Origin of the sequence: Aeromicrobium sp. (assembly GCF_047606445.1) — a bacterium.
Lineage (GTDB): Bacteria > Actinomycetota > Actinomycetes > Propionibacteriales > Nocardioidaceae > Aeromicrobium.
In genome coordinates this window covers 1-20,445 of record NZ_JASGEK010000018.1, presented here as the reverse complement: position 1 = coordinate 20,445, position 20,445 = coordinate 1, and the positions used below count along the sequence as shown (strand labels likewise).

General features: G+C 69.9%; 20 protein-coding genes and 2 pseudogenes. 12 read left to right on the top strand and 10 right to left on the bottom strand.

Annotated features, from left to right (window positions below):
• Positions 1 to 35: 35 nt before the first annotated feature.
• Entirely contained in the window at positions 36 to 3,926 is a 3,891-nt protein-coding gene (locus QM621_RS04910; protein WP_414989243.1) for an LPXTG cell wall anchor domain-containing protein, read from the bottom strand.
• A 431-nt stretch (positions 3,927 to 4,357) separates the two neighbouring features.
• On the opposite strand from QM621_RS04910, the gene QM621_RS04905 reads away from it, so the two are divergent.
• A complete protein-coding gene (locus QM621_RS04905) occupies positions 4,358 to 4,495 on the top strand; it encodes a hypothetical protein (RefSeq protein WP_414989242.1) in 138 nt (45 codons plus the stop codon).
• Here QM621_RS04905 and QM621_RS04900 read toward each other — a convergent pair.
• From QM621_RS04900 to QM621_RS04870, 7 genes are all read right to left on the bottom strand, one after another.
• Positions 4,484 to 5,032 (bottom strand): Uma2 family endonuclease, encoded by a 549-nt coding sequence (locus tag QM621_RS04900; protein WP_414989241.1) that lies wholly within the window; start codon positions 5,030 to 5,032, stop codon positions 4,484 to 4,486. The genes QM621_RS04905 and QM621_RS04900 overlap by 12 nt on opposite strands.
• A 136-nt stretch (positions 5,033 to 5,168) precedes the next feature.
• A complete protein-coding gene (locus QM621_RS04895; RefSeq protein WP_414989240.1) occupies positions 5,169 to 5,465 on the bottom strand; it encodes a hypothetical protein in 297 nt (98 codons plus the stop codon).
• Positions 5,466 to 5,618: 153 nt separating this feature from the next.
• Positions 5,619 to 6,863: a DNA cytosine methyltransferase gene (locus QM621_RS04890; protein ID WP_414989239.1), complete on the bottom strand. Its 1,245-nt coding sequence runs from the start codon at positions 6,861 to 6,863 to the stop codon at positions 5,619 to 5,621.
• 214 nt (positions 6,864 to 7,077) lie between these two features.
• Positions 7,078 to 8,631 (bottom strand): acyl-CoA carboxylase subunit beta, encoded by a 1,554-nt coding sequence (locus QM621_RS04885; protein ID WP_414989238.1) that lies wholly within the window; start codon positions 8,629 to 8,631, stop codon positions 7,078 to 7,080.
• Positions 8,628 to 10,076 carry an FAD-dependent oxidoreductase gene (locus QM621_RS04880; RefSeq protein ID WP_414989237.1) on the bottom strand — a complete coding sequence of 483 codons (1,449 nt, stop codon included), beginning with the start codon at positions 10,074 to 10,076 and terminating at the stop codon, positions 8,628 to 8,630. Before QM621_RS04880 ends, QM621_RS04885 begins: the two co-directional genes overlap by 4 nt.
• Positions 10,077 to 11,057: an AurF N-oxygenase family protein gene (locus QM621_RS04875; RefSeq protein ID WP_414989236.1), complete on the bottom strand. Its 981-nt coding sequence runs from the start codon at positions 11,055 to 11,057 to the stop codon at positions 10,077 to 10,079.
• A gap of 62 nt (positions 11,058 to 11,119) precedes the next feature.
• Positions 11,120 to 11,833 carry a TetR/AcrR family transcriptional regulator gene (locus tag QM621_RS04870; protein WP_414989235.1) on the bottom strand — a complete coding sequence of 238 codons (714 nt, stop codon included), beginning with the start codon at positions 11,831 to 11,833 and terminating at the stop codon, positions 11,120 to 11,122.
• A 116-nt stretch (positions 11,834 to 11,949) separates the two neighbouring features.
• Between QM621_RS04870 and QM621_RS04865 the strand changes: the two genes are divergently transcribed.
• The 6 genes and pseudogenes from QM621_RS04865 to QM621_RS04840 all read left to right on the top strand — a co-directional run.
• Positions 11,950 to 13,152: a lipid-transfer protein gene (locus QM621_RS04865; RefSeq protein ID WP_414989234.1), complete on the top strand. Its 1,203-nt coding sequence runs from the start codon at positions 11,950 to 11,952 to the stop codon at positions 13,150 to 13,152.
• A 30-nt stretch (positions 13,153 to 13,182) separates the two neighbouring features.
• Positions 13,183 to 13,617: an SRPBCC family protein gene (locus QM621_RS04860; RefSeq protein ID WP_414989233.1), complete on the top strand. Its 435-nt coding sequence runs from the start codon at positions 13,183 to 13,185 to the stop codon at positions 13,615 to 13,617.
• Positions 13,617 to 14,477: a MaoC/PaaZ C-terminal domain-containing protein gene (locus tag QM621_RS04855; RefSeq protein WP_414989232.1), complete on the top strand. Its 861-nt coding sequence runs from the start codon at positions 13,617 to 13,619 to the stop codon at positions 14,475 to 14,477. The genes QM621_RS04860 and QM621_RS04855 overlap by 1 nt, the downstream gene beginning before the upstream one ends.
• A 26-nt stretch (positions 14,478 to 14,503) precedes the next feature.
• Complete coding sequence (locus QM621_RS04850; RefSeq protein ID WP_414989231.1) at positions 14,504 to 15,373, top strand: SDR family oxidoreductase; 870 nt, start codon at positions 14,504 to 14,506, stop codon at positions 15,371 to 15,373.
• Positions 15,374 to 15,383: 10 nt separating this feature from the next.
• The gene (locus QM621_RS04845) at positions 15,384 to 15,572 is read left to right on the top strand and encodes an acyl-CoA dehydrogenase family protein (RefSeq protein WP_414989230.1); all 189 of its coding nucleotides are present in this window, start codon (positions 15,384 to 15,386) and stop codon (positions 15,570 to 15,572) included.
• 11 nt (positions 15,573 to 15,583) lie between these two features.
• A pseudogene (locus tag QM621_RS04840) lies at positions 15,584 to 15,877 on the top strand (acyl-CoA dehydrogenase family protein); the annotation flags it as partial.
• Positions 15,878 to 15,897: 20 nt separating this feature from the next.
• Here QM621_RS04840 and QM621_RS04835 read toward each other — a convergent pair.
• Positions 15,898 to 16,353, bottom strand: coding sequence for a hypothetical protein (locus tag QM621_RS04835; protein WP_414989229.1), 456 nt, complete (start codon positions 16,351 to 16,353; stop codon positions 15,898 to 15,900).
• Between QM621_RS04835 and QM621_RS04830 the strand changes: the two are divergent.
• The 5 genes and pseudogenes from QM621_RS04830 to QM621_RS04810 all read left to right on the top strand — a co-directional run.
• A pseudogene (locus QM621_RS04830) lies at positions 16,289 to 16,537 on the top strand (acyl-CoA dehydrogenase family protein); the annotation flags it as partial. The gene QM621_RS04835 and the pseudogene QM621_RS04830 overlap by 65 nt on opposite strands.
• A gap of 115 nt (positions 16,538 to 16,652) precedes the next feature.
• Entirely contained in the window at positions 16,653 to 17,234 is a 582-nt protein-coding gene (locus QM621_RS04825; RefSeq protein ID WP_414989228.1) for an acyl-CoA dehydrogenase family protein, read from the top strand.
• Entirely contained in the window at positions 17,231 to 17,422 is a 192-nt protein-coding gene (locus QM621_RS04820) for an FAD-dependent oxidoreductase (protein ID WP_414989270.1), read from the top strand. Before QM621_RS04825 ends, QM621_RS04820 begins: the two co-directional genes overlap by 4 nt.
• Positions 17,419 to 19,017 carry an AMP-binding protein gene (locus QM621_RS04815; RefSeq protein ID WP_414989227.1) on the top strand — a complete coding sequence of 533 codons (1,599 nt, stop codon included), beginning with the start codon at positions 17,419 to 17,421 and terminating at the stop codon, positions 19,015 to 19,017. The genes QM621_RS04820 and QM621_RS04815 overlap by 4 nt, the downstream gene beginning before the upstream one ends.
• Positions 19,014 to 20,063 carry an alpha/beta hydrolase gene (locus QM621_RS04810; RefSeq protein WP_414989226.1) on the top strand — a complete coding sequence of 350 codons (1,050 nt, stop codon included), beginning with the start codon at positions 19,014 to 19,016 and terminating at the stop codon, positions 20,061 to 20,063. The genes QM621_RS04815 and QM621_RS04810 overlap by 4 nt, the downstream gene beginning before the upstream one ends.
• A gap of 143 nt (positions 20,064 to 20,206) precedes the next feature.
• On the opposite strand, the gene QM621_RS04805 is transcribed toward QM621_RS04810, so the two are convergent.
• On the bottom strand, positions 20,207 to 20,445 hold a 239-nt coding region (locus QM621_RS04805), incomplete at its 5' end, for a hypothetical protein (protein ID WP_414989225.1).

Here is a 20,445-nt window from a genome sequence, read left to right as displayed (position 1 = left end):
TGGGACACGCCCCTCGCTCGTTCGGAGTCAGCCGGTCACACCAGCCTCTGGCGGCGGCGCTCCCGCACGACGACTCCGCCGACGCCGACGGCCAGACCGCCGATCAACAGTAGCGCCAGCATGACCGCCGCGCCCGTCGAGGGCAGCAGGCCGGACTTCTCGGCCGGCTTCTCCGCCGAGACCGTCGCCGTCGACGGGTCGGAGGAGAACTCCGAGCCGCCGGGCACGTTGCCGCGCGCGGTCGCCGTGTTCAGGACCTCGCCGGCGGCCACGTCGGCGTCGGTGACCCGGTACGGGTCGGCCTCGATCGTGGTCTCCTCGCCGGGGGCCAACGTGACGCCCGTCTCAGGCAGGCCGGTGACCTTCGGGTCCACCACGCGCACGTTCTCCATCGTCGTGTTGCCGGTGTTGGTCACCGTGAACGAGTAGCCGATCATCTCGCCCTCGTCCGCGACGCCGTTGCCGTTCGCGTCGTCGTGGTCGGCCGACTTCACGATCGTCAGCTCCGGCCGCGCGACGAGCGTGTCGCTGTCGACCGAGTCCGGGGGCGAGGTCACGACGTCGGTTCCGCCGCCCTCGAGCGGGTAGGAGCCGGCCGCGGTGGCCGTGTTCCGCAGGAAACCGGCGTCCAGGTCGGCCTGCGTCACGGTGTAGGTCGCGGTGAACTCCGCCTCGCCGCCCGGCTCCAAGGTGACCGGGTCGACGGCCGGGGCGACCGGGGTGATCGCCGACAGGCCCTCCATCGGGTCGTCGACCGTCACACCGCTGACCGTGAGGTTGCCCTCGTTCGTGACCGTGAACGTGTAGGTGACGACGTCGTCGACGTCGGCCTGCCCGTTGTCATTGGCGTCGGTCGTCAACGCGTCGGTCTTGTCCAGCACGAGGCGCGGGTCGGCGTCGGCGGTGGTGGCCGTCGAGCTGTCCGGGTCGGAGGTGCGACGGACGTCGTCGATCGGGCTCAGACCCGAGGCCGTGGCCGTGTTGACGACCTCGCCGGTCACCACGTCGTCCTCGTCGACGGTGTACGTCGCGGTGAACTCAGCCTCCTCGCCGGGGGCCAGGCTCGCGACGCTCGCCGGGTCCAACGCCGACAGGCCCGGCATCGGGTCGGCCACCTGCACGTCGGTCATCGTCGTGTTGCCGGTGTTCGTCACCGTGAAGGTGTAGGCGACGACGTCGCCGACGTCGACCGTCGCGTCGTCGGCGACGTCGTTGGCCTTCTCGATCGCCAGCTTCGGATCGCGCGGAGCGGGGACGAACGTGTCGTCGTCCGGGTCGCTCTCGATCGGGTCGCCGCCGCCCTGCGGAGTCCCCGTGGCGGTCGCGGTGTTCTCGATCAACCCGCTGTCCACATCGGCCTGTGTGACCGTGTAGGTCGCGGTGAACGTCGCCTGGCTCTTGCCCGGGATGTCGACCGAGGCCGGGTCGGTCGCCGACAGGCCGGCATGGTCGTCGACGATCGTCACATCCTCGACCGCCGAGGCTCCGTCGTTGCTCACCGTGAACGTGTAGGTGATGACGTCGCCGACGTCGGCCTGGCCGTCGCCGTCGACGTCGCCGTCGTCCAGCAGGGCGCTCGTCTTCACGATCTCAAGACGGCCCGGAGCGGGGCAGCCGGTCACCATCTGCGACAGGCCCCACTGGCTCGACGTGCCGGACGTCAAGGTGATGCCACCGGCCTGGAAGGTCGGTGTGGCGGCGTCGGGGTCCTCGATCACCGAGATCGTGCCCTGGCCGTACTGCGCCACGTACATGCGGCCGTCGGGACCCCGCTTGACCTGACCGCCGTTGCCGGCGGTGACGTTCCCGATCAACGTCTGCGAGGCGGCGATGTCCGCGGCCTGCGTGTCATAGCGCAGCACGCCCGGCGCGCCGCCGCCCGTCGCGCTGAAGATCTTCGACACGTAGACGTACCGGCCCGAGGGCGAGAAGTCGGCCACGTAGCCCTTGGCGCCGCCCGTGCCGGCGTCGGTCAGCCACTCGGCCCTCAACGAGGCCGCGCCGGTCGCGGCGTCGAAGTTCAACAGCCGGACCCGCGAGGCCTGTCCCGTGTTGTTGTTGGGGTTGGTGCTGTGCAGGCTGTCGAGCTGTACCAACTGCTGCAGGTCGGCGTCGAAGGCCAGGGAGCCGTAGCCGCTCACACTGTTGCTCGTCGGCATCGCGCTCGTGACGACCTCGCCCGTCGGACCGGTGTCGCCGAACTTGTAGGCGATGATGTTCGGCGAGTCGTAGGTGTAGGTCAGCACCCAGTAGCCGGTGCCGTCGTCGGTCGGCACGGCGGTGACCGCCTCCGAGGCGGCGCCCGCCGCGCCCAGGGCGACGTTCTTGTTCGTGGCGTCAACCTCGCCCAGGCCGTCGGACGTGTTCATGTTCACCTGCGTCCAGAACAACTGTCCCGGATTCGGCTGCCCGGCGCTGGTGGACACGACGAAGTACCGTCCGGCCACCCCGGACGCGGCGAAGGCCGCCACCGAGGTCGGCGTGCCGGTGACGCCCGCGCCGTTGGTCATCACCTGGTGGTTCTTGTTGTAGATGTTGCCGCCGCCGCCATCGGTCCAGAACTGCAACTCGCCGCCGGTGTTGGTGACCACCGTGGTGCCCTCCTGGGAGGAGACGCCCGTGGAGGTCAGCTGCGTCGGACCCGCGTCGCCGCTGGTGCCGAAGTCGAAGCCGACGCCGTTGCCGAAGAACCAGTACCGCTGCACCGCGCGGTCGTCCTCGGCCGAGCAGGTCGACGGGGCGGTCGGGGCGGTGACCGTGAGGGTGGCGTCGTTCGGCTCGTCCAGGCCGACGGCGGTGATGTCGTCCGCGCCGTTGACGACCGAGCCCGCGTCGGCCGGGGCCTGCACCATCACGGTGATCGCACACGACGACGCGCCCGCCGCCAACGATCCGTTCGTCACCACGACCTCCTCGTCGCCGGGAGCCGCGGTGACCGTGGCGGCGCAGTCGTTCAGCGACACCGGCGACGGCACATTCGCCACCTTCAGGCCGCCGGGCAGGGCGTCGGTGAACGACCAACCGGTCTTCTGACCCCGTTCGGAGGTGTTGGTGACGGTGAACGTCAGCGGGACGACGTCGCCCGTCTTCGCCGTGTACGACTCGGTGTAGAAGCCTGCGGCACCGAAGTGCTTGTCGAGCTGCGGGGTGACGTCCAGGACCTTGATGTCGTCGATGGCGCCGTCGTTGCCCGCGGCGGTGGCCGTCATATTGCGCATCTCGATGCCCAGTTCGTCACTGGTCATCAGGAACGCGCTGTCGGCCGTCAGGGTGGCGGACATGTAGTAAGGCCCCGACGGGTTGTTCGACGTGCCCGTGTTGACGTACCCGGCGCACGGGTCCAGGTCGGACGCGGTGACCTGGTGCTTCTCGGTTCCGTCGACGAGGAAGAACCGCATGACCGGGTGCGCCGCCCAACAGCTGGTGGCCGCGGCGTTGACCGAGAAGGAGATGAACCTGCCCTGCGCCTCGACCGGCAGGGGCGCGGTGGTCGCGAACTGGACCACGTCGCCCGGGTGGTTCCAGCCGCTCGTGTAGGCCGCGAGGACGTGGTTGTCCGCCACCGGATCGGTGCCGTTCAACGTCCCCAAGGTGCTGGCCAAAGTCCGCAGCGAGTCCTTCGCGGAGGTATTTCCCGTGGGGACGCCGACGGCCTCCATCGCGGCGTTGGTCGAGTTCCCGTCGTACACCAGTCCATTCCAACGCGCAGGCTTGTCCCATGGGTCGTCGGCGGTGTAGGTCTCGCCGTTCTTGCCCACGTAGCCGCCCGACCCCGTGTCGACCAGCGGGACGACCTCGCCGGAGTCCATGCCGTACTCGAAGTCCTCATGCCACAGCTCCCCCGGGACTCCAGGGGTGCCAGGCTGTCCGGCGGGGGCCGCCTCGACGGGGGCCACGGCGGCACCGACCGCCATGACGAGCGACACGCCGACCAGCGCGGCCGCGAGACTCAGAGGGACAAGACGGCGTGTTCGAGTTGCTGGCACTGTTCCTCATTCACAGACAGGACAAAGCGACGACACAGCCGCCGCCACACTGCGCAGCCTAAAAGCAGACCCCCCCCCCGTCAAATCCCGGTCGACAGTGGCGAGCAGCGCCCGACCGACCCGGCGAAATTCACCCCCGCCTTCATCCCTTGGCCAGCTCGGATCAGGGAGGCGGACCACCGTTTGTCGGGGGCGCGGGGGGCGCGCCGGGGCTGGACTCGTGCGAAGGTCTCCGATCAGCAGGCGGCGGGTCTGCGAGGCGAGCACGATGTCGCCGAGGGACGCCTGACGGGCCCGACGGACTGGCTCCTGCGGACTCCGGAGGAGTTGCTCTCCCTGCGGTGAGGATCCTGTGCCGATAGGTTGCCGGCATGGCCGACCGGCGTGCAGCACTGACCACCGATCCCGTGACCTGGGCGCGTGAGGTGTCCGCCGACGAGGTCGATCTCGTCCTCCTGGACGCCTTCTTCGCCGCGCTGGAGGCGGAACTGGGACAGTCAGCCCCGTAGCTCGGAGAGCCTGAACGACACCGGGAACGGGCGGTCGAGGCTGACCGTGTCATCGCCGCTCCACCGGCCGACCTCCACGTAGGCCTGGGCGTCGGGCCGCAGTTCCAGGGCGGTCAGCACGAGGTCGGGGTCGGTCTCGACGATCCAGTACGCGGCGATGCCCTCGGCGGCGTAGCGGGCGCGCTTGATCACCTGGTCGTGGCGGGTCGAGCCCGGCGAGACCACCTCGACCACGAGGTCGACGTCGCCGGGGCCGAGATGCCGGACATTCCACACGTCCACGCCCTCAGCGGTCACCGCCAGATCCGGCACCAGGTAGGTCGCGTTCGCGAAGTCGACACCCACCGGTGAGAGAACACGTTGACGCGCAAGGTGAGTCTTCAACACGAACGCGAGTTCGCCCGCCGCCAACTCATGCCGTGGCGCGGCCGCCGGGGACACGATCAGCCACCCGTCGAGCAGTTCGTAGCGACGGCCGTCCTCGGGCAGGTCGTCGACCGTCCACGGCCCGAGACCCTGTGGGACAGAAACCGACATGCTGATCCTCCATCAGTGAGCGCCACCGCTACCGGCAGTGTGACACGGCTGAGAGACATGCCGCCAGAATCACGTCGATGATCTGATCTGTCGAGGCTCTTATCCACAAGGCTTGGACCCCACGGAACAGCACCCGCTACAAACACGCTGGCATCTTGTGGACCCACGTGGGGCGGTCCATCAGCCGGTTGTAACGCACCAGCGCGAGGAGGGCCTGTTCATCGCCAAGCGCCGATCTCGCGATGATCTCCGGCGTGGCGTCAGGGATTTTCGTCACCTCTAAGGCGAGGTTGGGGCGCACTCTCACCTGCGCAGGGATCAAGTCGAAGGCGTACCTCGACCTTCCGATGGAACGGATGATCCATTCCATGCCTTCCGGGGCGACCTCCAGCATGACGGCCGGCACGCTGATCCGGTAGCGGATCGAGTACACGACGTCTCCAAGGTTTTCGGCAACTCAATGCCAAGAGCCTGCGCCGCCTCAGTCAGCTCGTCTCGCCTCCGCTCGACGTGGGTGTCACCGGCGACGTAGTGCTTCTCAAACACCCAGGCCGCGAGCCGCTCATACCGATTCTCGCCACCCACCTCAGCCCGCCTTCCGGTCACGCTGTGGAATCACTCGTTGTTCGAGCCCGAAATAAGCATGAGCCTGACCCGATGCCATCGACAGAAGCTCAGGCGATCCAAGACTCACCGGCGTGCGGCCCGTCCTTTGAGGCTCCACTCCATCAGCGGCGAGGATCGCAGCACCGACAGCCCGCCCGAGCCTCGCGGGCACAGAGTTGCCGATCTGACGGAATCCGTTCCATTTCGTGACGTGGAAGCGGAACCAGTCCGGATAGCCGTGCAACCGAGCGGCCTCGCGCACCGTGATGACCCTCGGACGCACCGGGTGGATCGGGCGGGGAGCTGTGTACGCGCCGCGATCAGAAGCGGTGCCCGCGCGTAACGTGTTGCAGATACCCTCTGGATGCAACCTGAGGAAGCGACTGACCGGCTCAGTGTCTCCGGGCTCCGCGGCTGCGAATCGATCAATGGACTTCTGCGTGTGCAGAGTACGTGCCGACGACGTGAGATCTCGCCCGACAGAGGGCCTCGGCCTCGAGAAGTCCGTCGGGTCGTCACCCGGATCGCGCAGCGACCTCGCGTAGACGCTCGGCTCGCCGTAGACGACCTCACTGACGTGGTCGCCTTGCAGGAGCTCCTCGAAGTCGTCGGCGTCAGGCAGATCAGCCAGCGCGTCATTCACGCTGGGACCGAGCGGCAGGCCGCCCTCCTCGACCCGCGGAACGACCCCGCGCAGTGTGCGCGGGATGTGGGTCGGCTCGGGATACGACGGGAGCGTCAACCCCCGACGCGCGCCGAGGAGGATCATGCGCTTGCGAGACTGAGGCGATCCGTAGTCGGCGGCCTGCAACACCTCCACAGGGGTCAGGACGTCGTACTCACCGCTCGCCTCACACATCTCGATCACCTCCTCGAGCAGCTGTCGGTGACCACCGACCATGAGGCCTGCCACGTTCTCCATCAGGAAGTAGCGTGGCTTCAACTCCAGCACCCTGCGCACGAACTCTTTCAAGAGGGCGTTGCGCGGATCGTCGATCACCCGACGTCCCATCATCGAGATGCCCTGGCAAGGCGGCCCACCGGCGACAAGATGGATCTCACGGTCACCGATCTCGGAGTTCCCCCGTATGCACGCGCCCGTGATCGTTGAGACGTCCTCACAGAACGTCTTCGCCTGAGGAAAATTGAACTCGTGCGTCGCCGCGTGGATCGGATCGAACTCGACCGCTGCGGCCACCTCGTATCCGGCCTGCTCCAGTCCCAACGACAGCCCCCGGCGCCGGCGAACAAATCCACGGCGAGCGGACGACGAACATCGATCAGCACACACATCACCCTACGTCCCGGCAGTCCCAGCGGACCACTACCAGCCTGCTTGAACCGCCATCAGCCGCAGCAGTTCCCATCCCATCCACCGTAAAGGCCGCCACTGACATTCTTCGAACGCACATACGACGATCAGGCCTTCGGCCAGCGCGTCAGATCGGGGAGATGGACCGCCGTTTGTCGGGGACGCGCTGAGCACGGCGAGGCTGGGCGCGGGTGAAGGTCTCGATCAGCAGGCGGCGGGTCTCGGAGGCCAGCACGACGTCGTCGATCCCGAAGCCCTCGGCGGCCAGCAGCGGGTCGATGTTGGCGCGGAACAACTCCAGGAACTCCGCCCGCTTGGCCTGCGGGTCGTCGGCTTTCTCGTACTCGGACTTGAAAGCGATGTCGACGGCGCTCTCCACCGGGATCGCGCAGATCTCGGCCGTCGGCCAGGCGATCGACAGGTCGGCGTCGATGGAGCGGCCGCCGCCCATCACCACATACGCCGCGCCGTAGGCCTTGCGGGTCACGACCACCGCGCGCGGCACCGTGGCGATACCCAACTCGTAGCCGATACGGGCGCTGCGGCGCACCAGTTGGCTCTCCTCGGCGGCCACGCCGACCATGAAACCGGGCAGGTCGATCAGCAGCACGACGGGCAGGCCGAAGGCGTCGCACACGCCGATGAAACGGGCCGCCTTCTCCGAGGCCGGGCTGTCGAGCGCGCCGCCGAGGCGCAGCGGCTGGTTCGCGACCACCCCCACCGGACGTCCGCCGAGCCGGGCCAACGTCGTCACGACATTCGGCGCGAAGTCGGGTTTGAGCTCGAACACCGAAGCGTCGTCGCACAGCGCCTCGACCACCTCGCGCACGTCGTAGCCCTGGCGCGTGTTCGCCGGGACGAGCTGGTCGATCCGGTCGGCGTCCGGGCCGGGCTCGGCGCCCGCCGAACCGAGATTCGGCGCGCCGTCCTGCCACGACGGCAGATACGACAGGTACAGCCGGATCGCGTCCAACGCCTCGGCCTCGTCGTCCACAGCGAGGTCGACCACGCCGCGTCGCGCGCAACGGTCGGCGCCGCCCAACTCCTCGTTGGTGGCCTCCTCGCCGGTGCCGTTCTTGACGAGGAAGTCCGACGACAGCCCCATCGTTCCCGTGCCGCGCACGATCGTCACGAAGTCGCAGGACGCCGCGATATTGGCCGGAGCGCCGAAACCGGGCCCCATCATCGCCGCGACGAGCGGGACGTAGCCGGACAGGTCGGTGATCTTGAGCAGGAACTCCGAGCCGGGCGCGGCCAGCCGCGAGTCGAGCGCCTCCTGCATGCGGTGGCCGCCGCCGTCCATGAGCAGAACGAAGGGCATCTTGTCGCGCAGGCAGCGGTCGGCGCAGCGCATGAGCTTGGCCATGCCGACCGCGCCGTTGCTGCCGCCGAGCACCGTGAAGTCGAAGGCGGCCAGCGCCACCGGACGCCCGTCGACGTAGCCGATGCCGGTGACCACGCCGTCGCCCGGCGCGACGAGCGGCGCGGCGCCGTTGTTGGCCGGTCCTGGTCCGGCGAGGCCGCCGAACTCGTAGAACTCAGAGGTGAGGGCGGCGATGCGCTCGCGGGCGGTCTGTTTGCCGCGCGCGTGCTGCTTGGCGACCTTCTCGGCGCGCTGCTCGTCGAGCAACGCCTCCTTGGCCGCCCGGACGTGGGCGATCAGCTCCTCGTTCGTGCTCATGCGGGCAGCGGTTCCCTCGTCCTCGCCGGTGTGCTCGCGGCGATCAGGTCGCCGATCAGGGTCTCGACCGTCTCCTGCGCGCAGGACTTGTTCGTGCCGAGGAAGCCGGTGGGGCCGCGCTTGATCCACCCGACGACGTAGTGGCCCGGACGTACCCGGCCGCGCTCGTGCGGGACCGTGCCGGTCGCCTCGTCGAAGGGCAGGCCGTCGATCGGCAGACCGCGGTAGCCGATGGAGCGCAACACCATGCCGCACGCGATCCGCTCGACCTCGCCCGTGGCGGACCAGCCGTCAGCAGTCGGCACGCGGCGCTCCACCTCGACCGCCTCGACCCGCTCCGCGCCGAGGATCGCGCGCGGCGCGGCGCCGAAGCGCAGCACGATCCGGCGGCGTCCCTCGCGCGGCTCCCGGGCGGCCAACTCGGCCAGCACGCGGCCTTTCTGCGTCGACTCGTCGATGTCCAGACCCGCGGCGTCGACCAGCACGTCGACGTCTTCCAAGGCCGCGAGTCCGAGCAGCTCCGGCAGTGTGAAGGCCGCGTCGAGCGGGCCGCGCCGGCCGAGCACCACGACCTCGCGCACCTGGCTGTCCCGCAGCGCTGTGAGCGCGGCGCGGTCGAGACTGGTCGACGCCAGCGTCTCGGGGTCGGCGGTGAGGATGCGCGCGACGTCGAGCGCGACATTGCCGTTGCCGACCACCACGACCCGCTCGTGCGACAGGTCGACGGGCAGGCCGACATGGTCGGGGTGGCCGTTGTACCAGCCGACGACCGAGGTGGCCGAGACGCTGCCAGGCAGATCCTCGCCCGCGATGTCGAGCCGCCGGTCGGTCGACGCGCCGACGGCGTGCACCACCGCGTCGTAGTCGCGCTCCAACGCGGCCAGCGAGACGTCCTTGCCGACCTCGACGCCGAGGCGATACCGGAAGCCCTTCTGCCGCTCGATCACCGCGAACAGGTCGGCGATCTGACGGGTCCGCTGGTGGTCGGGCGCGACGCCGTAGCGGGCCAGTCCGTGCGGACGGTCCAACTTCTCGAACACATCGACCGTCACGCCGGGGCGGCGCAGCAGTTCGTCGGCCGTGTAGAGGCCGGCCGGCCCGGACCCGACGACGGCCACCCGCAGGCGCAGGCCGTGCGGTGTCGCCCGACGGTGCGGCACGGCGGCCAGCACCGGCCGGTCGGCGTGCGGCGACTCGGCGAAGTGACGGGCGTTGACCTCGAGGAACGGCAGCTCGCCGGGCAACAGGGCCGTGTGCGGCTTGATCGCGTCGACCGGGCAGGCGGTCACGCAGGCACCGCAGTCGACGCAGGCCAACGGGTCGATGTAGACCATCTCGGCGGCGCCGAACTCGTCGGTGGTGGGTCCGGGGTGGATGCAGTTGACCGGGCAGGCGACGGTGCAGGACGCGTCGCTGCAACAGGACTGCGTGACGACGTGCGGCACTCAGCGCTCCCCGTGCGCGAGGGCGGCGCGCTCGTGCGTCTCGCCCCGGAACCGCGACGGCGCGCCGTCGATGCCCATCGCCTTCCAGATCGGCCGGGTCCAGCGGGTGCGGATGCCCATCTGGTCGGCGAGCATGCGGACGTCGCCGAACATGTCGCTGAGGAACTGCTTCGACGCCGGGTCGCGCCAGTACATCTGCTTGCGGACCTTGCGCGGGATGCCGAGCTTCTTGGCCGAACGGGCGTCGGGCGCGAGGATCATGTCGCACATGATCCGCATGACGATCGGCGTGAGCAGCGCCAGCAGCGCGCGCTTGACGAAGCCGACCTCTTGCGAGCGCTTGACGAGGTAGCTGTGCGCGAAGGAGATGTGCCGGGCCTCCTCGGCGACGTGGATCTGGGTGATCCGGCGCATCAGCGGGTGCAGCTCGTCCTCCGAGGCCCGCAGGATGTGCTTCTGCATGTGGTCGATCGGCTCCTCGCCGCCGAGCACCATGACGAAGAAGAACTCGGGGAAGATCGTCGAGAACATCGGGATGACGTGGTGGAAGGGCTTGGCCCACCACCGCAGCCCGGGCGCGTCGGCGCCGGTCCGGTTGACGAACTCCTGGAACATCTGAGTGTGGTGCGTCTCCTCGGTCGCCTCGTGGGTGACGTACCGGAACTCGGGGTTGTCGTTGTCGAGGGTGAAGACATAGCCCATGAGGCCACGGATCAGCAGGTTCTCGAAGTGCAGGCCGACCTTGCACATCTGCGCCATGAACCAGGTGCCGACCTCGATCTGCCGCTCCTCGGGCAGCGACTGGTACCACTCGGTCTGGGCGAGCAGGTGGGAGGTGGGGGCCTTCAGACGCGGGTCGCTCGCCTCGATGGCGAACGCGGGCTCATCCCACGCGATGTCCTCGAAGGCGTCGAAGTGCTGGTGCACCGACCCCTCCGACAGCACCGCGAGCTTCTCGTCGTACGACGTGGTGACCGACATAGCTGACTCCTGATCGACGGGGAGGACAACATACCGAGAGTACCCCGGACATCGCGTCGATGCTATTCGGGCGTGATCCCCAGGTCCATGACCGCGTCCACGTCGACGTCAATCCCGGCCCCACGGCCGCCCGCCTCGACGATCCCGCAGATGGCGTCGGTGAGGAAGGCGACCAACTCATGCGTGGTGGTGACTTTGGCGCCGGTGGCGAGCCAGCGGTTGACGACGCTGTCGACCAGGCCGACCGCCCCGTAGGCCAGGTGCTCGGCCACCCCCGGCGGCAGCGACCCCTCGGCGACGGCCTGCGCCCACGCCGCCTCGATCAGGTCGCGCACCCGCGAGGCGAAACTGCGCTTGCCGCTGCGGCTGGCGCGCGACTCGGTGGTCGGCGCGCTCTGCGAGCCCGACCCGATGAAGCGGTGCAGATGCGGGTGCGCGGCCACCCACTCGACATAGGTCTCCACGCCGCCGCGCACGAGGTCGCGGATGCTGCCGGTCGCGACGAGGCTGTCCCAGATCGCGGCGCTGACCTCGGCGACGATGCGCTGCCGGATGTGCTCGTCGAGGTCTTTGCGGTCGCCGAACAGCTTGTAGACCACCGAACGCGGCATCTCGGCGGCCTTGGCCATCGCCGCCACGCCGACCCCCGAGCCCTCCGCGTCGATCAGCGAGATCGCGGTGTCCAGGAAATGATCGCGCCGCGCCTGACGGTGGTCGTCCCACCGGCGATCGCGGCCGTCGCTGGTCGCGGGCGCGTCCTTCACCGTCTGTGCCATGGCACGACGATAACCCCCACCCTTGCCTAGACATCTTGTCCGGGGTACTTTGTCCCGGACAAGATGTCCATGGTAGATCGCGAGACGGTCTCCGCACACCCGCGAGGAAAGCGTTCATGACAAGCAACAAGGTGTACGTCGTCGGCGTCGGCATGACGAAGTTCGAGAAGCCGGGATCACGCGACTGGGACTACCCCGACATGGCGCGCGAGGCGGGCACGAAGGCCCTGGAGGACGCCGGCTTCGGCTACGACCTCGTCCAGCAGGCCTACGTCGGCTACGTCTACGGCGAGTCCACCGCCGGGCAGCGCGCCGTCTACGAGCTCGGCATGACCGGCATCCCGGTCGTCAACGTCAACAACAACTGCTCGACCGGCTCGACCGCGCTCTACCTCGCCGCCCAGGCGGTCCGCGGCGGCCTGGCCGACTGCACGCTCGCGCTCGGCTTCGAGAAGATGCAGCCCGGCTCGCTCGGCTCGACCTTCGACGACCGTGAGCAGCCGATGATGCGCCATCTGCTGGCGCTGGCCGAGCTGCAGGAGTTCGCCATGCCGCCCGCGCCGTACATGTTCGGCGCCGCCGGTCGCGAGCACATGGAGCGGTACGGCACGACGCCCGAGCAGTTCGCGAAGGTCGGCCTCAAGAACCACCGGCACTCGGTCAACAATCCGTACGCGCAGTTCCAGACCGAGTACACGCTGCAGGAGATCCTCGACGCGCCGACGATCTACAGCCCGCTCACCAAGCTCCAGTGCTCGCCGACCTCCGACGGCTCCGGCGCGGCGATCCTCGCCAGCGAGGCCTTCGTCGAGCAGCACGGCTTGTGGGGTCAGGCGGTCGAGATCATCGGACAGTCCATGGTCACCGACATGACCAGCACCTTCGACGACCAGTCGGCGCAGTCGCTCGTCGGCAAGGAGATGACCCGCCGCGCCGCGCAGGAGGTCTACGCGCAGGCCGGCGTCGGCCCCGAGGACGTCAGCGTCATCGAGCTGCACGACTGCTTCAGCGCCAACGAACTGCTGACCTATGAGGCGCTCGGCCTGTGCGCCGACGGCGAGGCCGGCAAGCTCGTCGACAACGACGAGACCACCTACGGCGGACGCTGGGTCGTCAACCCCTCCGGCGGCCTCATCTCCAAGGGCCACCCGCTCGGCGCGACCGGCCTGGCCCAGTGCAGCGAGCTCACCTGGCAGCTGCGCGGGACCGCCGACAAGCGTCAGGTCGAGCGCGCCGCGCAGCCCGGCGGCGTCGCACTGCAGCACAACATCGGCCTCGGCGGCGCGGTCGTCGTCACGGCCTACCGCAAAGCCCACTGAATCCCACCACCGAAGGAAAAGAGAGAAGTCATGGCCAACGTCTCCGTCACGCAGGACCTGTCTGTCAGCCCCCAGGCCGCCTGGGACCAGCTCACCAACCTCGAGAGCTGGGAGAACTGGCTGACCATCCACCAGGGCTGGAAGTCCGAGCTGCCCTCCGAGATCACCGTCGGCGCCCAGATCACCGAGGTCGTCTCGGTCATGGGCATGGCGAACAAGATCGAGTGGAAGGTCACCGAGGTCGACGCCCCGCGCTCGGTCGCCATCGAGGGCGCCGGCATGGCCGGCGTCCAGGTGAAGTTCGCGCTGAGCATCGCCGAGACCGACGGCGGCTCGTCGATCACGATGGACGCCGAGTTCACCGGAACGATGATCGTCGGCCCCATCGGCAAGGCCGTCGCGAAGAACACGCAGAAGGACCTCGAGGCCTCGCTCGCGAAGTTCTCCGATCTGGTCGCGGCCTGATGCCCACGGCGGTGACCTTCGAGGACGAAGGCCTGGAGAAGTGGAGCGAGGACCTCGTCTTCGAGGTCACCGCCGAACGCGTCGCCGAGTACGCGGCGGCCACCAACGACCCCATCGAGGCGCATCGCGACGGCACGGTCGCCCCGCCGCTGTTCGCCGTGGTCCCGACGTTCATGTCGATGGCCCCGGCGGCCCTGGAGGTCGCGCCGGTGGAGCTGTTGATGAAGCTCGTACACGGCGAGCAAGACTTCCACTTCCACCGGCCGATCCGACCCGGCGACGTGCTCACCTGCAAGGCCAAGGCCACCGGCTACGCCTCGCTGAGCACCGGCTCGACCGTCGTGATCTACGCCGAGACCCGTGACTCAGGCGGCGAGCTGGTCAACGAGCAGTGGATCACCGCCTTCTTCCGAGGTGTCGACGCCGGCACAACCGTCGGCGAGCTGGCCCCGGGGCACGCGTTGGACGCGGCGATCACCGCGACCGCGCCGGTCGCCGAGGTGACCCAGCACGTCGACGAGGACCAGACCTTCCGGTACTCCCCCGCCTCCGGCGACCCGATGCCGATCCACCTCGACGACGAGATCGCCCGCATGTCGGGCCTGCCGGGCATCATCAACCACGGCCTCTGCACGATGGCGTTCACCTCGTGGGCGGCGCTGGAGCAGTTCGCCGGCGGCGACGTCGCGCGGCTCAGGCGGCTCGCGGTGCGCTTCACCAAGCCGGTCCTGCCCGGCCAGGACCTGACCACCCGTTTCTGGGACCTCCCGTCGAACGACGGCGAGCGCGCCGTCGGCTTCGAGACCTCCGTCGGCGACGACCTCGTCCTGCGCGACGGCCTCGCCGTCATCACCGACTGACCCCTCTTCTTCAAAGGACACACATCATGGGAACTCTTGACGGACGCGTCGCCATCGTCACCGGGGCGGGGCGCGGCATCGGCCGCGAGCACGCGCTGCTGTTGGCCTCCGAGGGCGCGAAGGTCGTGGTCAACGACCTCGGCGGCGCCAACGACGGCAGCGGCAGCGACGCCGGACCCGCCCAGCAGGTCGCTGAGGAGATCGTCGCCGCCGGCGGCGAGGCGGTCGCCAACACCGACGACGTCGCTAGCTGGTCGGGCGCGGAGAACCTGGTCACGCAGGCCGTCAACACCTTCGGCGGCCTCGACGTCCTGGTCAACAACGCCGGCATCCTGCGCGACGCCTTCATCCCGAATCTGGAGGAGTCGCAGTGGGACGCGGTGCTCGCCGTGGTGCTCAAGGGCACCGCCGCCCCGCTGCACCACGCCGCCGCCTATTGGAAGGCGCAGAGCAAGGCCGGGCAGACGGTCCAGGCCTCGGTGGTCAACACCGCCTCGGCCTCCGGCACCTTCATGCCGAACGCCGGCCAGGCCAACTACGGGGCCGCCAAGGCGGGCGTGGCCGCGCTGACCCTGGTGGCGGCCGACGAGCTCGACCGGTACGGCGTGCGCGCCAATGTGATCGCCCCGATCGCACGCACCCGCCTCACGCTGGCCACCCCCGGCATGGGCGCGATCTTCGCCGACGAGGTCGAAGAGGGCGAGTTCGACGCCTTCAGCCCGGCCAACATCTCCCCGCTCGTGGCGCGCCTCGCTGCGGCCGATTGCACGCTCAACGGCAAGTTCTTCGCCGTGCAGGGCGGCGTCATCCAGGAGATGGCCGGCTGGCACGAGGTCGCGATGATCGAGTCCGAGGGTCCGTGGGAGATCGCCGACCTCGCCGACCGTCTCGGCTGAGGACTCTGACATGCACGCCTGGTCCGAGACGGGCCACGCGATCAAGGCCGGGAAACTGCCGACCCTCGCCGAGGCCTCGGCGATGAAGCTCTACTCGACCGAGGCCGCCACCGACGTGGCGATGGAGGCCGTCCGGTTGTTCGGCGGCAACGAGATCCAGGTGGCGCACGTCGCCAAGGGCCTCCTCGCCGGGAACTGAACAGGAGAAACATGGCACGCCAGCACTATGAGCTGGTCCTCGGCCTGACCCCCGAGCACGTCGACCTCGCCGCGGCGGTGGCCGATCTCGCCGACAGCGTCATCACCCCCGACGCGGTCCGCGCGATCGTCGAGGCGAAAGGCGAGCCGGAGCAGCCGGTGTTCTGGAAGGCCCTGGTCGACTACGACCTGCTGGGCCTGCACGTCGACGAGGCGCACGGCGGCTCCGGCGGCGGGCTGATGACGCTCGCGGTCGCGCTGGAGGCGCTGGGACGTCGGGCGATCCCCGGCTCCTTCACGCCGACGGTGCTGACGTCGGCGCTGCTTCAGGCCGACGGCGGAGCGGCGGTGTCGCTGTTGCCGTCGTTGGTCGACGGCACGGCGCCGGGCGCGACGGCGCTGGCGGCGAGCGGAACGCCGGAGGCGACCGGCGAGGGCGACGGCCTGCGGGTCACGGGCGCCTGGGACGGTGTGGCTGGTGGCGGCCAGGCCGACGTGCTGGTCCTGCCGGTGACGGCCGACGGTGCGACGCGCTGGGTCATGGTCGACGCCGGCCAGGTGAAGGCGTCGCCGCAGGACGGACTCGACGTGCTGCGTCCGGCCGCCCGGGTCGTAGCCGACGGCCTCGTCGTTCCGGCCGACCGGCTGCTGTCGCTCGACGAGAGCCGGGCGAACGCCGTGGCTGCGGTCGTGCTCGGCGCGGAGGCGGTCGGCGTCATGGCGCGGGCGGTCGCCGAGGCCTCGGAGTACGCGAAGATCCGCGTCCAGTTCGGCCGTCCCATCGGCCAGTTCCAGGGGGTCAAGCACACCTGTGCCCGCATGGGCATCGCCCTGGAGCAGGCCCGCGCCGCCGTGTGGGACACGGCCGCCGCGCTCGACCGGGGCGACGGCACCGCCGGATTCGCCGGAGACGTCGCCGCCCTCGTCGCCCCCGACCTCGCCGTCGAGGTCACGCAGGACTGCATCCAGGTCCACGGCGGCATCGGCTTCACCTGGGAGCACGACGCCCACCTGTACTACCGTCGCCCGCACGAACACCGGCGCCCCGAAGCACCAGGGCATCGCCTACTTCCTGCTCGACATGTCCAGCGACGGCGTCGACGTCCGGCCGCTGCGCGAGATGACCGGGTCGGCGCTGTTCAACGAGGTCTTCTTCGACGACGTCTTCATTCCCGACGCCTACGTCGTCGGCGAGGTCGACCGGGGCTGGGAGGTCACCCGCACGACGCTCGGCAGCGAGCGGGTCATGCGCAGTCAGAAGACGGAGGCCTACGCCAACGACGGCGACCTGCTGCGCTTCACCCAGGGCCGGGAGCTGTCGGCGGTGGCGCGTCACCAGGTGGGCGAGTTGATCGCCGAGAGCCAGGCTGTCGACGTGATGGGCGCGCGGGTCGTGCTCCAGCAGTTGACGGGCGCCGACACCTCCACCACGTCGAGCGCGGGCAAACTGCTGGCGATGGGCATCAGCCAGAAGATCGCGGAGTTCATCGTCGCCGAGCTGGGCGTCGCCGGGACCGTGGCGGTCTCCGGCGAGCCGAGCGACCACGCCGTCGAGCAGTTGCTCGCGGGCCGGGCGACGACGATCTACGGCGGCACGACCGAGGTCCAGCTGAGCGTGATCGGCGAGCGCATGCTCGGCTTGCCGCGCGACGCCGAGGCATGAGCGAGCACTACGACGTCGTCGTCATCGGGTCCGGCTTCGGCGGCTCGGTCAGCGCGCTGCGGCTGACCGAGAAGGGCTACCGGGTGGCGGTGCTGGAGTCTCACCCGGCGGTCCCCGAGGGCGTGTCGGGCGCACTGCGTCTGCCCGTCGTCGGCGTCACCCACCGCCAGAAGAGGGAGGACTCATGAACCCGCTGCACCGCGCGTCCCTGGAAGTCCGGTCCGTCGCCGCCATGGTCCGTGCCGGAGTGCTGCCGTTGACCGCGCCACACACGCTGCCCGGCGTTGTGCTCGCGATGAAGAAGTTCGGCCCGTTCGGCGGGGCGGTGCGGGCTGGCGCGCTGCACCACGGCCGGTTCCCGGCGGTCGCCGACGAGCGCGGCGAGATCAGCTACGCCGACCTCGACGGGCAGATCAACCGGGTGGCGAACGCCTGGCGCGAGCAGTACCGACCCGGCCAGACCGTCGGCATGCTCTGCCGCAACCATCGCGGCCCGATCGTCGCGGCGATGGCGGCCTCGCGCGCCGGACTCAACACCGTCTGGCTGAACACCGGCTTCTCCGCGCCGCAGGCCCGGGAGGTGATCGCCCGGGAGGGTGTCGACCTGCTGGTGGTCGACGCCGATCTCGCGGCGGCCGTGGAGGGGATCGGCCTGCCGATCCTCTGGACCGACGTCACCCGTCCCGCCGACGACCTCACCGACCTCGCGGACGCGTCCTCGGCCGCTGTGCCGCCCGCGCCCGAGAAACCTGGCCGTCTGGTCTTGCTGACCAGCGGCACCACCGGCGCCCCGAAGGGCGCGCCGCGCACCGAGCCGCGCGGCTACACGCTGCCGGGCAGCCTGCTCGACCGCATGCCGATGCGCGCCCGGGAGGCGACCGTCATCGGCCCGCCGCTGTTCCACGGGACCGGGCTCATCATGACGGTGCTGTCCTTCGGGCTCGGCGCGAAAGTCGTGCTGCGACGGTCCTTCGACCCCGAGGCGTTCCTGTCCGACATCGCGACCCATCGGGCGGCGACGGTCTGCACGGTGCCGGTCATGCTGCAGCGGGTGCTGGCGCTGCCCCGGGAGACGGCCGACCGCTACGACACGTCGTGCCTGCGGGTCGCCTTCTGCTCCGGCGCGGCGCTCCCGGCGGCGGTGTCCCGTGAGTTCCAGGACCGCTTCGGCGACGTCCTGTTCAACCTGTATGGCTCGACGGAGGTGTCCATCGCGACCCTGGCGACGCCCGCCGAGGTGCGCCGCTATCCGACGTCGGTCGGACGCCCCGCGCTCGGCTCCCGCGTGGTCATCGTCGACGACGACGGCCGGCCGGTCCCGACCGGCGAGAAGGGCCGCGTGTTCGTCGGCACCGTCACGCCCTTCGAGGGCTACACCGGCGGCGGCCACAAGGAGATCGTCGACGGCCTCATGGCCACCGGCGACGTCGGTCATTTCGAGGACGGCCGTCTCCACATCGACGGCCGCGACGACGACATGATCGTCTCCGGCGGCGAGAACGTCTTCCCCGCCGAGGTCGAGGAGTTGCTCGTCGCCCACCCCGCCGTGCGCGAGGTCGCGGTGGTCGGCGTGGACGACGCGGAGTTCGGCCACCGGTTGCGCGCTTTCGTCGCCGTCCACGACGGCGCCGAACTGACCGTCGACGGCCTCAAGGCCCATGTCCGCGAACGGCTGGCCCGTTATAAGGTCCCGCGCGATGTGATCTTCCTGTCCGAGCTCCCCCGCAACCCCACGGGCAAGGTGCTCAAACGCTTACTCGTCGGGTGGAAGGACTCCGAATGAACGCCACGACTCTGCTCCGCTCGGCCCGTACCGCGTGGGCGCTCTCGCCGCTCGGCCCTGGCGTCGAGCAGTGGGAGGGAACGCCCTCGACCGTGCTGTACGAGGAGCCGCACGCGCTGGTGCGCCGGGTCGCGCCGTCGCCGGAGCAGTCCGGGAACCCGGTGCTGCTGGTGACGCCGCTGGCGGTGCCGGTGTCCTGCTGGGACCTGCGGCCGGGGCAGAGCCTCGCCGCGCACCTGGCGCAGGCCCGCCCGACCTACACGATCGACTACGGCGAGATGACCTTCGCCGACCGGGCGATGGGCTTCGAGCACTGGGTCGACGACCTGCTGCCGACGGCCGTCCAGCGGATCGCCGACGAGCACGGCCAGCCGGTCCACCTCGTCGGCTGGTCGCTGGGCGCGTCGATGTCGCTCATGCTCGGCGCCCACCTGCCCGACCTTCCCATCGCGTCGATCACCGGCCTGGCCGCTCCCATCGACTACCGGCGGACGGCCACCTACGCGCCGCTGTTCGCCGTCGGCGACGTCGTCGGCATGGCTCCGCTGCTCGCGCCGATGAAGCTGGTCGGCGGCGCGCCCGCCGTGGCGACCCGGCTGGCCTACCGGTGGCTGTCGCCCGTGCGCGAGCTGACGAAGCCGTGGACGCTGCTGACCAACCTCGACCAGCCCGAGACTCTGGCGCGCATCGAGGCGACCGACCGGTTCACGTCGTCCATGCCCGGCTATCCGGCGCGTCTGCTCAACCAGTCCATCGCGCTGCTGACGTACGGTCGGGCGTTCATGCACGGCGAGGTCCGACTGACCGACGACCTGACCATCGCGACCCGCGACCTCGCGGTCCCGACCCTGCTGGTCGGCAGCAGCACCGACGCCATCGCCCACGCCGAGTCCGTCAAAGCCGGCGTCGAGGCCTTCCCCGAGGCGAAGGTCGAGTATGTGGAGGTCGACGGCTTCAGCCACCTCGGCGTCGTCTCGTCCCCCCGCGCCAAAGACCACGTCTGGTCCGCCCTCGACCGCCACCTCGCCTCCTACGACCAGGTGTGACCTGAGGCGAATTCGGGACGCAGGCACAGGCGACGGAAGCTGACCGCCACCTCGCCGGTTCCGACGACCTGATCGATCGGGGTGAACGACCTCGCCCGGATCCGTGTCCGTGACCGGATGCGGATCCGGGCGAGGCCGGGATGTCAGGCGTGTCGGCGGTGTCTGACGGCCCGCAGCGCGAGAACTCCGGCGGCCGCGAGGAGCAGGCCCAGGAGCACATAGCCCGGGGTGAGACCCGAGCCCGTGCCCGGCAGGGCCGCCCCGGCCGTCGCCGTGGACACCTTCGACTCCTCCGACGTGTACGCCCCGCCCGACGGATCAGTGCCCGTCGCGGTCGCCACATTGTCGACGCTCCCACGCCGCACGTCCTCGGCCGTGACCG

Bases quoted from the DNA above. Each gene is read 5' to 3' on its own strand.
- QM621_RS04885 (WP_414989238.1), bottom strand. From the start codon at position 8,631: ATGAGCACGAACGAGGAGCTGATCGCCCACGTCCGGGCGGCCAAGGAG.
- QM621_RS04845 (WP_414989230.1), top strand. From the start codon at position 15,384: ATGCACGCCTGGTCCGAGACGGGCCACGCGATCAAGGCCGGGAAACTG.
- QM621_RS04820 (WP_414989270.1), top strand. From the start codon at position 17,231: ATGAGCGAGCACTACGACGTCGTCGTCATCGGGTCCGGCTTCGGCGGC.
- QM621_RS04905 (WP_414989242.1), top strand. From the start codon at position 4,358: ATGGCCGACCGGCGTGCAGCACTGACCACCGATCCCGTGACCTGGGCG.
- QM621_RS04855 (WP_414989232.1), top strand. From the start codon at position 13,617: ATGCCCACGGCGGTGACCTTCGAGGACGAAGGCCTGGAGAAGTGGAGC.
- QM621_RS04825 (WP_414989228.1), top strand. From the start codon at position 16,653: ATGTCCAGCGACGGCGTCGACGTCCGGCCGCTGCGCGAGATGACCGGG.
- QM621_RS04860 (WP_414989233.1), top strand. From the start codon at position 13,183: ATGGCCAACGTCTCCGTCACGCAGGACCTGTCTGTCAGCCCCCAGGCC.
- QM621_RS04850 (WP_414989231.1), top strand. From the start codon at position 14,504: ATGGGAACTCTTGACGGACGCGTCGCCATCGTCACCGGGGCGGGGCGC.
- QM621_RS04900 (WP_414989241.1), bottom strand. From the start codon at position 5,032: ATGTCGGTTTCTGTCCCACAGGGTCTCGGGCCGTGGACGGTCGACGAC.
- QM621_RS04810 (WP_414989226.1), top strand. From the start codon at position 19,014: ATGAACGCCACGACTCTGCTCCGCTCGGCCCGTACCGCGTGGGCGCTC.
- QM621_RS04865 (WP_414989234.1), top strand. From the start codon at position 11,950: ATGACAAGCAACAAGGTGTACGTCGTCGGCGTCGGCATGACGAAGTTC.
- QM621_RS04815 (WP_414989227.1), top strand. From the start codon at position 17,419: ATGAACCCGCTGCACCGCGCGTCCCTGGAAGTCCGGTCCGTCGCCGCC.
- QM621_RS04875 (WP_414989236.1), bottom strand. From the start codon at position 11,057: ATGTCGGTCACCACGTCGTACGACGAGAAGCTCGCGGTGCTGTCGGAG.
- QM621_RS04835 (WP_414989229.1), bottom strand. From the start codon at position 16,353: ATGGGACGGCCGAACTGGACGCGGATCTTCGCGTACTCCGAGGCCTCG.
- QM621_RS04870 (WP_414989235.1), bottom strand. From the start codon at position 11,833: ATGGCACAGACGGTGAAGGACGCGCCCGCGACCAGCGACGGCCGCGAT.